General features: G+C 62.0%; 13 protein-coding genes and 1 tRNA gene. 10 read left to right on the forward strand and 4 right to left on the reverse strand.

The genetic code is table 11. From position 1 onward, the window contains the following. The first annotated feature begins 59 nt into the window (after positions 1-59). Positions 60-1,163, forward strand: coding sequence for a chorismate synthase (gene aroC / locus PPN31114_RS00100; protein ID WP_150677513.1), 1,104 nt, complete (start codon positions 60-62; stop codon positions 1,161-1,163). Positions 1,164-1,263: 100 nt separating this feature from the next. Here aroC and PPN31114_RS00105 read toward each other — a convergent pair whose 3' ends face one another. Beyond that, on the reverse strand, positions 1,264-1,599 hold the full coding sequence (locus PPN31114_RS00105; protein ID WP_150677514.1) for an MliC family protein: 336 nt from the start codon (positions 1,597-1,599) through the stop codon (positions 1,264-1,266). A 141-nt stretch (positions 1,600-1,740) separates the two neighbouring features. Beyond that, positions 1,741-3,411: an electron transfer flavoprotein-ubiquinone oxidoreductase gene (locus tag PPN31114_RS00110; RefSeq protein ID WP_150677515.1), complete on the reverse strand. Its 1,671-nt coding sequence runs from the start codon at positions 3,409-3,411 to the stop codon at positions 1,741-1,743. 178 nt (positions 3,412-3,589) lie between these two features. Here PPN31114_RS00110 and PPN31114_RS00115 point away from each other — a divergent pair, with 178 nt between their 5' ends. The 3 genes from PPN31114_RS00115 (at position 3,590) to PPN31114_RS00125 (ending at position 6,269) form a co-directional block, all read left to right on the forward strand. Further along, positions 3,590-4,366 carry an SDR family oxidoreductase gene (locus tag PPN31114_RS00115; RefSeq protein WP_150677516.1) on the forward strand — a complete coding sequence of 259 codons (777 nt, stop codon included), beginning with the start codon at positions 3,590-3,592 and terminating at the stop codon, positions 4,364-4,366. 211 nt (positions 4,367-4,577) lie between these two features. Then, positions 4,578-5,648 (forward strand): DctP family TRAP transporter solute-binding subunit, encoded by a 1,071-nt coding sequence (locus tag PPN31114_RS00120; protein ID WP_150677517.1) that lies wholly within the window; start codon positions 4,578-4,580, stop codon positions 5,646-5,648. A gap of 207 nt (positions 5,649-5,855) precedes the next feature. Continuing rightward, the gene (locus PPN31114_RS00125; RefSeq protein WP_150677518.1) at positions 5,856-6,269 is read left to right on the forward strand and encodes an acyl-CoA thioesterase; all 414 of its coding nucleotides are present in this window, start codon (positions 5,856-5,858) and stop codon (positions 6,267-6,269) included. A gap of 24 nt (positions 6,270-6,293) precedes the next feature. Here PPN31114_RS00125 and PPN31114_RS00130 read toward each other — a convergent pair whose 3' ends face one another. Beyond that, positions 6,294-6,839: a PAS and helix-turn-helix domain-containing protein gene (locus tag PPN31114_RS00130; protein ID WP_150679067.1), complete on the reverse strand. Its 546-nt coding sequence runs from the start codon at positions 6,837-6,839 to the stop codon at positions 6,294-6,296. A gap of 237 nt (positions 6,840-7,076) precedes the next feature. On the opposite strand from PPN31114_RS00130, the gene PPN31114_RS00135 reads away from it, so the two are divergent. Both PPN31114_RS00135 and PPN31114_RS00140 read left to right on the forward strand, forming a co-directional pair. Next, positions 7,077-7,775 (forward strand): CoA transferase subunit A, encoded by a 699-nt coding sequence (locus PPN31114_RS00135; protein ID WP_150677519.1) that lies wholly within the window; start codon positions 7,077-7,079, stop codon positions 7,773-7,775. Between the two features lie 23 nt (positions 7,776-7,798). After that, positions 7,799-8,437 (forward strand): CoA transferase subunit B, encoded by a 639-nt coding sequence (locus tag PPN31114_RS00140; protein WP_150677520.1) that lies wholly within the window; start codon positions 7,799-7,801, stop codon positions 8,435-8,437. Between the two features lie 116 nt (positions 8,438-8,553). On the opposite strand, the gene PPN31114_RS00145 is transcribed toward PPN31114_RS00140, so the two are convergent. After that, the gene (locus PPN31114_RS00145) at positions 8,554-9,345 is read right to left on the reverse strand and encodes a 3-hydroxybutyrate dehydrogenase (RefSeq protein WP_150677521.1); all 792 of its coding nucleotides are present in this window, start codon (positions 9,343-9,345) and stop codon (positions 8,554-8,556) included. 151 nt (positions 9,346-9,496) lie between these two features. Here PPN31114_RS00145 and PPN31114_RS00150 point away from each other — a divergent pair, with 151 nt between their 5' ends. From PPN31114_RS00150 to PPN31114_RS00165, 4 genes are all read left to right on the forward strand, one after another. Then, positions 9,497-10,375, forward strand: coding sequence for an alpha/beta fold hydrolase (locus PPN31114_RS00150; RefSeq protein ID WP_150677522.1), 879 nt, complete (start codon positions 9,497-9,499; stop codon positions 10,373-10,375). Positions 10,376-10,464: 89 nt separating this feature from the next. Beyond that, positions 10,465-10,821: a RidA family protein gene (locus PPN31114_RS00155; protein WP_150677523.1), complete on the forward strand. Its 357-nt coding sequence runs from the start codon at positions 10,465-10,467 to the stop codon at positions 10,819-10,821. Between the two features lie 113 nt (positions 10,822-10,934). Further along, positions 10,935-13,175, forward strand: a complete 2,241-nt coding sequence (locus tag PPN31114_RS00160; RefSeq protein WP_370865847.1) for a RelA/SpoT family protein — start codon at positions 10,935-10,937, stop codon at positions 13,173-13,175. 201 nt (positions 13,176-13,376) lie between these two features. Next, a tRNA-Val gene (locus tag PPN31114_RS00165) sits at positions 13,377-13,453 on the forward strand. Positions 13,454-13,616 lie beyond the last annotated feature (163 nt).

Genomic DNA, 13,616 nt, shown 5'->3' on the forward strand with positions numbered 1-13,616 from the left:
GCGGGGCGGGATCGCTGGCATAATAGGGCCTTCCCGTCTCACCCGAACCTGATCCCCGTATGTCTGGCAATACGCTTGGAACCCTGTTTACCGTCACCACTTTCGGCGAATCGCATGGCCCGGCCATCGGCTGCGTCATCGACGGCTGCCCGCCGGGAATGGCGCTCACGGAAGCCGATATCCAGGTCGAGCTGGATCGCCGCCGCCCCGGCACGTCGCGCCATGTCACGCAGCGTAACGAGCCCGATGCCGTCGAGATTCTCTCCGGTGTCTTCGAGGGCGTGACGACGGGCACGCCGATCGCTTTGCTCATCCGCAACACCGATCAGCGCAGCAAGGATTACGGCAATATCGTCGAGACGTTCCGCCCGGGGCATGCCGACTACACCTACTGGCAGAAATACGGCGTGCGCGACTATCGCGGCGGCGGCCGGTCGTCGGCACGTCTGACGGCACCGGTGGTGGCGGCAGGCGCGGTGGCTAAGAAGTGGCTGTCCGAGCGGTATGGCGTGCAAATTCACGGCTGCATGACGCAATTGGGTGAAGTCGAGATCCCGCAGACCGACTGGTCGCAAGTCTCACAAAACCCTTTCTTCGCAGCTAATGCGGACGTCGTGCCTCAGCTCGAGACGTATATGGACGACCTGCGTAAGGCAGGGGACTCCGTCGGTGCGAAGTTGCGCGTCGTTGCGTCGGGCGTGCCGGTGGGCTTGGGCGAACCGTTGTTCGACCGCCTTGACGCCGATATCGCCCACGCGATGATGGGGCTCAATGCGGTGAAGGGTGTCGAGATCGGTGCGGGCTTCCGTAGCGTGACGCAAAAGGGTTCGGAGCACGGTGACGAACTGACGCCGGAAGGCTTTGTCGGCAACAACGCCGGTGGCGTACTCGGCGGCATTTCGACCGGGCAAGACATTGATGTGTCGATCGCGATTAAGCCGACGTCGAGCATCCGTACGCCGCGCCGTTCGATCGACAAGGCAGGCGATGCGTCGACGGTCGAAACGTTCGGCCGTCACGATCCGTGCGTCGGTATTCGCGCGACGCCGATTGCCGAAGCGCTGCTGGCATTGGTGTTGATCGACCACGCACTGCGCCATCGTGCGCAATGCGGCGATGTGCATGTCGATACGCCGATCATTGCACCGCACGCGCCGGAATAAGCGTTCTGTAGTCGTCGTCGCTAGCGACGTTAGCGGACCGCCGTAAAGAAAAACGCCAGACGATGTCTGGCGTTTTTTATTGTGCTGAAGGGTTCACGACCTATTCTTTGCATTGCGTAATCGGCTGCTCACCCTTTGCGCGATAAAGGGTTCCTTCAGGCCCCTTGCTCCACCAGATCAGTGTGCGTCCCACATGCTTCTCGCCACTCGCCGCGCGCGTCGGCTTGAGCACTTCGCGCTTGCCCATCCAATAGAGCGTGACGTCGCCGCCCAGATTTTGATCGTCGTAGACCACGACCGCGACGTGTCCGTTTTCGCAAAGATAGCTCACTGTCTTTGCCTGCGCGCCGACGCTTGCCAGTAGTAACGCCCCGGTGAGCGCAGCGGTGCCGAGAGAAAACGTGGAGAACCGGGATGTTGAGGAAATCCGCAGCATGAAGCCTCCTTGCCTTTGGCGTTGAAGATGCGAGCCGTCACGAAATTGCCGGTGGCATGACTCGCGTCATGATCCGCGAGATGACTCACGTAATGACTCGCGAAATGACAAACCGCCGGGCGAACCGGCGGCTGTCGTGAATTACATGTTCGGGTAGTTCGGCCCGCCGCCACCTTCCGGCGTGACCCACACGATGTTCTGCGTCGGGTCTTTGATATCGCACGTCTTGCAATGCACGCAGTTCTGCGCATTGATTTGCAGACGTTCCGAATCGTCGTCGTTCTTCACGAACTCATACACCCCGGCCGGGCAGTAACGCTGTTCTGGGCCGGCGTATTCCGAAAGATTGATGCCGACCGGCACGCTCGGATCCTTGAGCGTGAGGTGAGCCGGCTGGTTCTCTTCGTGGTTGGTGTTGGAGATGAACACCGAGGACAGACGGTCGAACGTGAGCTTGCCGTCCGGCTTCGGGTAGACGATCGGTTGGCACTGCGAGGCCGGCAGCAGACACTCGTGATCGGCCTTCTTGCGGTGGATCGTCCACGGCATCTTGCCGCCCAGCAGCTTTTGCTCGATACCGGTCATCAGCGTGGCAACCGTCAGCCCCTTCTTGAACCACTGCTTGAAGTTGCGCGCCTTGTTCAGTTCCTCGTGCAGCCACGATTGCTCGAACGCCACCGGATAGGCGCTCAGTTCATCGCGTTGACGATCGGCGACGAGTGCATCGAACGCTGCATCGGCGGCCATCATGCCGGTCTTGATCGCGGCGTGACTGCCCTTGATGCGGCTGGCGTTCAAGAAACCGGCTTCGCAGCCGACGAGTGCGCCGCCCTTGAAGACGAGCTTTGGCAGCGAGAGCAGGCCACCGGCGGTGATCGCCCGCGCGCCATACGACACGCGCTTGCCGCCTTCGAGGAAGTGGCGAATCGACGGGTGCGTCTTGTAGCGCTGGAATTCTTCGAACGGCGACAGATACGGGTTGCTGTAGTCGAGGCCGACGATGAAGCCGACAGCCACTTGATTGTTCGGCAGGTGATAGAGGAACGAGCCGCCGTAGGTCTGCGAGTTGAGCGGCCAGCCGGCCGTGTGCACGACAAGCCCTTCCTTATGCTTGGCCGGATCGATCTCCCACAATTCCTTGATGCCCAGACCGTAAGCCTGCGGGTCGCGGCCTTCGTCCAGGTTGAACTTGCGCATCAACTGACGGCCGAGGCTGCCGCGCGCACCTTCCGAGAAGATCGTGTACTTGGCATGCAACTCCATGCCGAGCTGGAAATTCTCCGTCGGCTCGCCGTCCTTGCCCACGCCCATGTTGCCGGTGGCAACGCCCATCACCGCGCCGTTCTCGTCGTACAGCACTTCGGCGGCGGGGAAGCCGGGGAAAATTTCGACGCCGAGCGCTTCGGCCTGCTGGCCGAGCCAGCGCACCACATTGCCGAGACTGATCACATAGTTGCCGTGGTTCTGGAAGCACGCGGGCAACAGCCACAACGGCGTGGAGGTCGCGCCGGTTTCCGTCAGAAACAGGAAACGGTCTTCGCTCACGGGGGTATCGAGCGGAGCGCCGCGTTCCTTCCAGTCGGGGATGAGTTCGGTAAGCGCCTGCGGATCCATGACGGCGCCGGACAGGATGTGGGCACCGATTTCCGAGCCTTTTTCCAGCACGCAAACGGAAATCTCTTTACCGGCTTCCTGCGCGCGCTGCTTCAGACGGATGGCTGTGGACAGACCGGCCGGACCGCCGCCAACAATGACGACGTCGTACTCCATCGATTCCCTCGGGCCGTACTGCTCGAGCAGCTTGGGATCCATTGATGCTCCTGTTATAAACGTTAGAATTCGTGGGTGCGGCCATTTTCCGGGAATGGGGAACACCTCGCAACCGCATATTAATAGCACGATCGTTCGGTTTGCTAGGTAAGAAGCTCTAGCGGCGGGCCATGCGGCACTGTCGATATTCAATGCGCGTCCGGGCGCGAGGGAGATGAGGATGGGGCGTTCACTGAATCTGGAAGGGAAGGTGGCACTGGTTACTGGTGCGTCGAGCGGGCTTGGCATGCAGTTCGCCAAGGTGCTGGCACAAGCCGGTGCCAAGGTCGTATTGGCCAGTCGCCGTGTGGAACGGCTCAAGGAATTGCGCGCGGAAATCGAGGCGATGGGCGGGGCGGCGCACGTGGTGCCGCTCGACGTGACCGACTACGACAGCATCCGTGCGGGTGTGGCGCACGCCGAGACCGAAGCGGGGGCGATCGACATTCTCATCAACAACTCCGGCGTTTCCACGCAGCAGAAGTTGGTCGATGTCACACCGCAGGAGTACGACTACGTGCTCGACACGAACACGCGCGGTGCGTTTTTCGTGGCGCAAGAGGTGGCCAAACGCATGCTCCGCCGCGCCAAGGGCGATCCGCAGCGCCAGCATCGGATTATCAACGTGGCGTCGGTGGCCGGTCAGCGCGCGATTTCGATGCTCGGGGTGTATTGCGTGAGCAAGGCCGCCGTCATTCACATGACGCGCGCGATGGCACTCGAATGGGGCAAGTTCAACATCAATGTGAACGCACTGTGCCCGGGCTACATCGACACCGAGATTAATCACGACCACTGGCAAACGGAGGCGGGGCGCAAGCTCATTCAGATGCTGCCGCGCCAACGGGTTGGCGAACCGAGCGATCTCGACGGGCTGATTCTGCTTCTGGCGTCGGACGATTCTCGTTTTATCAACGGCTCGATCATGACCATCGACGACGGTTTGGCCGTCGGTTGACATTGATCGAGGATGGGGGCGAGGGGCGCGTACGGACACGTGGGTCGCGCGTCGCTTCGCCCGACGCCGTATGGTTTCGCCCCGATTGCGCAGGCTCGCTGCAATGCGGCAATCGGGGATTGTCCGAGGCAGTCAGCGTGATGGGGGCGGGCGCATAATTCTCCGATGCTCACGGGGTCGCACAAGGACCCCGAATCATCTCGAGGACACCATGCGTAATCCAGGCTGGCGGGGGCTCATCGGAGTCGCGCTTGCCCTCGCCGCAACGGCGTTGCCCGTTGCCGCTCAAACTTACAAAGCCGAGTACACACTGTCGATCGTGCCCGATGCGGGCACGCCCTGGGGCAAAGGCACGCAGCTCTGGGCCGATATGGTCCGGGAGCGCACGCACGGACGCATCAATATCAAGTTGCATCCGGGGGCGGCGCTGGTCGGCGGCGACCAGACGCGCGAATTCTCCGCGCTGCGTCAGGGAGTGATCGACATGGCCGTCGGCTCGACGATCAACTGGTCGTCGGCGATCCCTGAATTCAATGTCTTTTCTCTGCCGTTTCTGCTCAAGGGCTATCGCTCGCTCGATGCGCTCACGCATGGCGACGTTGGCCGGGAACTGTTCCGGCGCGTTGAGGAGCAGGGCGTGGTGCCGCTCGCCTGGGGGGAAAACGGCTTCCGGCAACTGACCAATTCCCGCCGCCCGATCCGCTCGCCAGACGACATGCGCGGCTTGCGCTTCCGTGTGGTCGGCTCGCTGCTGTTCAACGATATTTTCACGGCGCTGGGCGCGTATCCGACCCAGATGACGTGGAACGATGCGATTCGTGCGCTGCGCAGCCGCAAGATCGACGGGCAAGAAAATCCGATGACGATCTATAACAACGTCCGACTCGATACCGTTGGGCAGCGTTACGTCACCGTGTGGGATTACGTGGCCGACCCGATCGTTTTTGTCGTCAACCGGCAAGTCTGGGATAGCTGGTCGGCGCAAGATCGCGACATCGTGCGCGACGCGGCGGTGGAAGCCGCACGCTTCGAAGTGACGCTCGCGCGCGAGGACTTGCTCAGTTCCGGGCGCGCGATGTGGGAAGACTTGGATTCGCGCGGCGTCAAAGTTGTGCGCCTCACACCCGACCAGCGTCAACGCTTCATCGATGCGACCCGGCCGGTCTATCAAAAGTGGAAAGTGCTCGTCGGGCGCGATTTGGTGGAGAAGGCCGAAGCCGCCGTGAAAGGCGACGACGTCGTGAGCAACAAGACCCGCCCGGCAGTCAGTGCGCTGAAATAGGGCAGATGTCCGCCTGCGAGGCGGCCGGGGCCGTCAATCGATCGGACGCTTCCGGTCGCGTATCTCTCGTCATTCCGAAAACCTGGCCATCGAGGCCGGCCACTACGCCGCTGCTGCACGCCCAGCAGGCCAACGCGCTACACTTTGTCTCCATAACGCCCTGCCACCGCTCGGCAGGGCGTTGTCTTTTCACATGGAGAATTCGCAGTGTCGTCGCAATACAAGGAAGTCTTTCGCATGAGCATGCCCATTCGCTGGGGCGATATGGACGCGTTCGGTCACGTCAACAACACGGTCTACTTCCGCTATATGGAGCAGGTGCGTATCTCGTGGCTGGAGACGCTGGATGTCGAATCGGAGGAGCGCTCCGCGGGCGAGGGTCCGGTCATCATCAACGCGAACATGACGTTCCTGAAGCAACTGCGTTACCCGGGTGATATCGATTGCCGCATGTTCATCGGCGCGCCGGGGCGTTCGAGCATCGATACGCGTTTCGAGCTGCGTCGAGCAGACACCCCCGACGTGATCGTCGCTGAGGGCGGCGCAAAGATCGTGTGGGTGAACTATCAGGAAGAGAAGTCGGTGCCGCTGCCGGCGTCGATCCGCGAACTGGTGGAGTGATCTGGTGACGCGAGTCCGCGACGTTTAGTTGCCCAGCAGTCGCTGCACGAGTTCCGTCGCGGTGCCCGCACCGTATTTCTGCATTAGACGTGCACGGTAAATATCGACGGTACGCGGGCTGATTTCGAGAATCTTGCCGATTTGCTTGCTCGTCTTGCCCTGTACGAGTTGCGCAGCAATCTCGCGCTCACGGGCGGTCAGGGCGACGGCAACGCGTCGTGTCGCGGAGATGTCTTCGAATGTCCAGAGGCCAGCCGCGTGCGGGTCGTTCACGTCGAGCGAGCGGCCCGTGACATGGCACCAGAACAGCTCGCCGTTGCCTCGGCGCATGATGCGTTCGTCGGAATACACACCCTGCGAACTCATGATCGGCGGAATGCGCTCGCCAATGCGTTCGAACTCTTTGGGCGAGGGGTACAGCACCTGAAACGACTGGCCGATGAGCGTGGTGTGGTCGCAGCCGAAGATTTTGCCGAGTTGGCGATTGCAGTCCTCGATGATGCGCTGGCGAGAAATGACCAGTCCGACCGGGGCGATGTGAAAAGCTGTCTGGTAGTCGAACGTCGGCATGAGGGCAGGGCGGAGCGGGGGCTGATCGGGTCGGTCCTTGCGCTGGAGCGCCGCGTGCGGCGGCCCGGCACGCGGGAAGATATGTAATTTCACGTATTGTGCCCCATTTGCACGGCACCGTAAGCTCTATGATTGCATGAGACGCGTGGCTACCCGGTGAGATCGGGCCGCGTGAGCGACGCAACGCGCTAGCGCGCGGCATAATTTCAATTCTCAACCGAGGGAAAGGGACAAACGATGAACAAGGTATTCGCCAGCGCCAAGGAGGCGCTCGCCGGTGTCGTCGCAGACGGGCAAACGCTCGCCGTCGGCGGCTTCGGCCTGTGTGGCATTCCGGAGGCCCTGATCGCAGCATTGCGCGACTCGGGCGTCAAAGGGCTCACTTGCATCAGCAACAACGCGGGCGTCGACGGCTTCGGCCTGGGCCTGCTGCTCGAGACGCGTCAGATCGAGAAAATGATCTCGTCGTACGTCGGTGAGAACAAGGAATTCGAGCGCCAGTATCTGGCCGGTGAACTCGAGTTGGAATTCACGCCGCAAGGCACCCTCGCGGAAAAGCTGCGCGCTGGCGGCGCCGGTATCCCCGCATTCTTCACGAAGACCGGTGTCGGTACCGTGGTCGCCGAAGGCAAGGAAACGCGCGAATTCGACGGCGATGTGTACGTGATGGAGCGCTCGCTGCGCGCCGACGTCGCCCTTATCAAGGCTGCCAAGGCCGACCGCGCCGGTAACCTCGTGTTCCATCGCACCGCTCGCAACTTCAACCCGATGGCCGCCATGGCCGGGAAGGTCACGATCGTGGAAGTCGAAGAACTGGTCGAGACCGGTGCCATCGATCCGGACGACGTGCATCTGCCGGGCATCTTCGTTCAGCGCATCGTGCTGAACAGGACGCCGGAAAAACGCATCGAACAGCGCACGGTACGTGCCAAGTAAGCGCCGAGATCAAGGAGATAACCATGGCATGGAATCGTGATGAAATGGCTGCGCGCGCCGCGCGTGAGCTGGAGGACGGCTTCTACGTGAACCTCGGCATCGGTTTGCCCACGTTGGTGGCCAACCATGTGCCGGACGGGATGGAAGTCTGGCTGCAATCGGAAAACGGTCTGCTCGGCATTGGTCCGTTCCCGACCGAAGACGAAGTCGACGCCGACATGATCAACGCCGGTAAGCAGACGGTGACGACGCTAGCAGGGTCGTCGATCTTCTCGTCGGCCGACTCGTTCGCGATGATTCGCGGCGGTCACATCAATCTGGCTATCCTCGGTGCGATGCAGGTCAGCGAGAAGGGCGATCTGGCGAACTGGATGATCCCGGGCAAGATGATCAAGGGCATGGGCGGCGCGATGGACCTCGTGGCCGGTGTCGGCCGTGTGGTCGTGCTCATGGAGCACGTGGCCAAGGGCGACGCCCACAAGATTCTGAAAGCGTGCGATCTGCCGCTCACGGGCGTGGGCGTGGTCAATCGCATCATCACCGACTTGGGTGTGATCGACGTGACGCCGGACGGCCTCAAGGTCATCGAACTGGCTTCGGGTGTGACCAAGGAAGAGATTGCGCAGAAGACCGGGGCACCGCTCGATACGAGCGCTGTCTGAGGACTGGGCTTCGCGTCGGTCACGCTGACGCGTCACCTTGCTGAGGGCATCGGGGCCGTTGAACCCCGTTGTCGATGGAAGGCGAAACGGGCGGGGATATCCCCGCCCGTTTTGTTTTATTGGGCGACCCAGCCGCCGTCCATATTCCACGCCACGCCACGCACCTGCGAGGCGGCGTCGCTGCAAAGAAACACGGCGAGCGCGCCGAGTTGTTCGGGGGTGACGAACTCGCCCGACGGTTGTTTTTCGCCAAGCAGCGAGCGCTTGGCGTCATCGCCGGACAGGTTGTCGCGCGCAGCGCGAGCGTCAACTTGCTTTTGCACGAGGGGCGTCAATACGAAGCCCGGGCAAATGGCGTTGGCCGTTACGCCGTTTTGCGCGTTTTCGAGTGCCGTTACCTTGGTCAGACCAATGATGCCGTGTTTGGCGGCAACGTAGGCCGACTTGCCAGCCGAGCCGACGAGGCCATGCACGGAGGCGATGTTGACGATGCGGCCCCAGTTACGCTCGCGCATTTTCGGCAAGGCAAGTCGCGTGGTGTGAAACGCCGACGTGAGATTGATCGCGATGATCGCGTCCCATTTGTCCGTCGGAAAATCCTGAACTTCAGCGACGTGCTGGATGCCCGCGTTGTTCACGAGAATGTCGACACCGCCGAATTCGGTGTCGGCGTACTGCATCATCGCTTCGATTTCGCTCGCGCGGCTCATGTCGGCACCGTGATAACCGACGCGGCTCTCGCCGTGTCCCGCGTTGGCGGCGGCTTCGGCAATGGCTTTGCGCGCGGCGTCGGCATCGCCGAACCCGTTCGCGATCAGGGTGGCACCCTGTGCCGCGAGCGCCTGCGCCAGCCCCAGTCCGATGCCGCTGGTCGAGCCGGTCACGAGGGCGATTTTTCCTTTCAGCATTACGTCGTCTCCGTTGGCATATTGCGTGTGAATCTTGCTGCGAGCCACAAGCACCAATGCGCAATGCGGCCCATGAGTCGACCCATTCTAGCTTACGGTTTGCGACAAGCGCGGTAGAATTCGGGCTGTATACCGATCCGATGAGTCTGCCATGTCGAACCACGTGCCACGTCTGTCGAGCGTTCAATGTCTGAGCCCTTCCGGTCTGCATCGGATGGCCTACGCGGAGTGGGGTGACCCCGAGAACCCGCGCGTGCTGGTGTGTGTGCATGGCCTCACGCGCTGCGGCCGCGATTTTGACGCGATGGCGCGCGCCTTCGCCGACGACTATCGTGTCGTATGCCCCGATGTGGTCGGGCGCGGTCAGTCGGACTGGCTGCGTAACGCGGCAGGCTATGTGGTGCCGCAATACGCATCCGACATGGTCACGCTGATTGCGCGGTTGGGCGTTGCGACGGTCGATTGGTTCGGCACGTCGATGGGCGGCTTGATCGGTATGGGGCTGGCCGGGTTGCCCGACTCGCCCATTCGCAATATGGTGCTCAACGACGTGGGCCCGCATATCGACGCGGCGTCGCTCACGCGCATTGGGCAGTACGTCGGTATTCCGAAGCGATTCGCGTCGATCGATGAAGCCGTCGATTATTTGTGGTCGATCTCGTCGTCGTTCGGGCCGCACACGCGAGAGGAGTGGCGCGCGTTGAGCGAACCGCTGCTCAAGGCAGATGGCGAAGGGTATGTGCTGCGCTACGATCCGGCCATCGGTGCGGCGTTTTCGGCGGTGCCGGCGGAGGCCATTGCGGCCGGTGAGGCCGTGCTGTGGGCATCGCTCGCGGCGTTCCCCGGGCGGACGTTGATCGTGCGCGGCGAGCAATCCGATTTGCTCTCTCGCACCACGCTTGAACAAATGCTGGCACACGCACAACATGCGCGTGCCGTAGAAATCCCCGGTGTGGGCCACGCGCCCACTTTTGTGCACGACGATCAGATTCAGATTGCACGCCGGTTTTTTGACGGATACGCCGACTGATATTGGTGCCCATATCCACTGATATTCACTGATATGGGCCGGTAGGCGGCTGGTCCGAAGTTCCAAAAGAATACGAGGAGTCTTACATCATGGCAGTACAACGTTTCTACGTCGAAAAGCGCTGGTCGGACATGGCCATTCACAATGGCACCGTTTATCTCGCCGGCCAGACCCCCGACGACCGCTCGCAGGATATGGCCGGTCAGACGCGTCAGGTACTCGCCCACATCGACCGCCTGCTCGCGGAAGCGAACAGCGACAAGTCGCTCATTCTGTCGTGTCAGATATTCGTCTCCGACATGAAGTACTTCGGTGAGATGAATCAGGTGTGGGACGAATGGGTGCCGGCGGGCAATGCGCCGCCGCGTGCCACTGTCGAGGCAGCCCTCGCCGACCCCGCAATGCTCGTTGAAATTGTGGTCGTTGCCGCCCAGCGCGAAAGCTGAGCGCACGATCCGTACCCTGAGGGGCGCTGGCCGCCCCGTGTAACGACATGACCCAACATCAAGCGCCGACACCCGCTGCTGCCAAGGCAACGAACCCGTCGAATTCGAAGTCTGTGACGAATTCCACGGCAGGTGTGGGCGACGCTTCGCTGCCCGCCACGCTCGACGACGCGCTCGCGTTCGCCGCAGCGCTGTGCGGCGAGAACGTGCTCTCGTCAGGCGAACCCGTTATGGCGCATGCCCGCGGCATGCTTGCCATCCTCGACACGCTGCGTGTGGACGAGGCCACACATCAAGCCGCCGCACTGTTTTGCGCCGGCGAATTTCTCCCCGATACCCAAACCACGCTGACGCAGAAGTTCGGCGCGGAAGTCTCGGCACTCGTCATCGACGTTCGTAAGTTGCAGCGTCTTTCGGGCGCTGGCTCGCTGGCCGCGCACGCGATGCCCGCCGATGGCCGCGACCGCGATGCCTCGGAAGAGCGCAAGTCGCAAGTCGAAGCGTTGCGCAAGATGCTGCTGGCGTTCGCGCAGGACATCCGGGTCGTGATGATTCGGCTGGCCTCGCGGTTGCAATCGCTTCGCTGGTATGCCGCCGAGAAGAAGCCGCCGCCTGAGGACATGCCGCACGAGGTGCTGGAAATCTACGCGCCGCTCGCGAACCGCCTCGGGATTTGGCAACTGAAGTGGGAGCTCGAAGACCTTGCGTTTCGCTTCCTCGAGCCGGTGACGTACAAGCAGATCGCTAAGCTGCTCGAAGAGAAGCGGGTCGAGCGGCAGACCTTTATCGAAGGCGCGATCGAGCGGTTGCAGGACGAACTGGCGCGCGCAGGGGTGAAGGCCGAAGTATCCGGTCGGCCGAAGCACATCTACAGCATCTGGAAGAAGATGCGTGGCAAGGCGGTCGACTTCGCCGAGCTCTACGACGTGCGCGCGTTTCGCGTGATCGTGGACGACATCAAGGATTGCTACACGGTGCTGGGCATTGTCCACAACCTGTGGCAGCCGATTCCGAAAGAGTTCGACGATTACATCTCGCGGCCCAAGCCGAACGGCTACAAGTCGCTGCATACGGTGGTCATCGGGGATGACGGTCGTGCGTTCGAGGTGCAGATTCGTACGCACGAGATGCACCACTTCGCCGAGTACGGCATTGCCGCGCACTGGCGCTATAAGGAAGCGGGGCAGCGCGGCTACGGCGGCGCGTTTTCGGCGGGCGATGCTTACGACGAGAAGATCGCGTGGCTGCGTCAGTTGCTGGCGTGGAAGGACGACGTGGCGGACACGGTGGGCGCAGAAGGTGCCGCGCAGCCGTGGGAGCAACTCAAGCGCGCGACCATCGACGATCACATTTATGTGCTGACGCCGCAGGCGCGTGTGATTTCGCTGCCGCAGGGTGCAACGCCGATCGATTTCGCGTATCACCTGCATTCCGAGCTGGGGCATCGCTGCCGTGGCGCGCGGGTGGATGGCGCGATGGTGCCGCTCAACACGGGGTTGCAGAACGGGCAGACGGTTGAAATCGTCACGGTCAAGCAGGGCGGGCCGTCGCGTGATTGGCTCAACCCGCAACTGGGGTATCTGCAAAGCCATCGGGCGCGGCAGAAGGTGCGTCAGTGGTTCAACACGATCGATCTCGAAGAGACGATCGCGCATGGTCGCACGCTCATCGACAAGACCTTGCAGCGCGAAGGCAAGACGTCGGTCAATCTCGAAGAACTGGCCGCTCGGCTGGGTTTCAAGACGCCGGACGACTTGTACGCGTCGGTAGCGAAGGACGAGTTTAGTCTGCGGCATGTGGAGCAGGCGCTCTCGGGCAATTTGCCGGGGCCGGAGCCGCGCGACGAAGATACGCTGGTCGCCAAGAAGAGCCTGGATACCAGCGTCGCGCAGGGCGCCAAGAGCGGGGTGCTGGTTGTCGGCGTGGGCGCGTTGCTCACGCAACTGGCCAAGTGCTGCCGACCGGCGCCGCCGGACCCGATTGTCGGGTTTGTCACGCGCGGCAAGGGCGTGTCGATTCACCGGCAAGATTGCACCAGCTTTCAGGCGATGAAGTCGCGCGCTCCCGAGCGCGTGATCCAGACGGCTTGGTCGGGCGATGTGCTCGAGGGCCGAGGCGTTGCCGCTTACCCGGTCGATATTCAGATCGAAGCGACGGACCGTCAGGGGCTGCTGCGCGATATTTCGGAAGTGTTCTCGCGGGAGAAGCTCAACGTCACTGGTGTGAGTACGCAATCGCGAGGGCCGCAGGCGTTCATGCAGTTCACCGTCGAAGTGCGCGATGGCGGTCAGTTGCAGCGGGCGCTGGCACAGCTCTCAGGCGTGACTGGGGTGGTGTCGTCGCGTCGGCGATAAAAGGGGAGGGGGGGGCTGAGGCCTGGCGTTCAGGCGAGTGTTCGGTGGCGGGGGAAATGACCGCAAAGGGAGGCCCGGGCGGCGCGGTTTCTGCGCAGGGAAGTCGCCCGGAATCGCCGCCCGACGCGGTTTTTCGCGACCGGGCACAATAATCGCTTGGCGATGTGCGGAAACCTTGCTAGAATCTCGTTCTCTTGCAATAGGCTCGTAGCTCAGCTGGTTAGAGCACCACCTTGACATGGTGGGGGTCGTTGGTTCGAGTCCAATCGAGCCTACCAACGAATTTTGATGCATTACAGTCCGCGAGACCCCGCAGACACAGACGCTGGAAGAAAACACTCATGTTGAAGACGGCCCGAACTTTCACAGTGGTGAAGGTACGACGTTAGTCGAGGGTGTTTTTCGTCTGGATGCAAGGAATGAAGAGACGGCCTCGACGAC

This window comes from Pandoraea pneumonica (assembly GCF_902459645.1).
GTDB classification, from domain to species: domain Bacteria; phylum Pseudomonadota; class Gammaproteobacteria; order Burkholderiales; family Burkholderiaceae; genus Pandoraea; species Pandoraea pneumonica.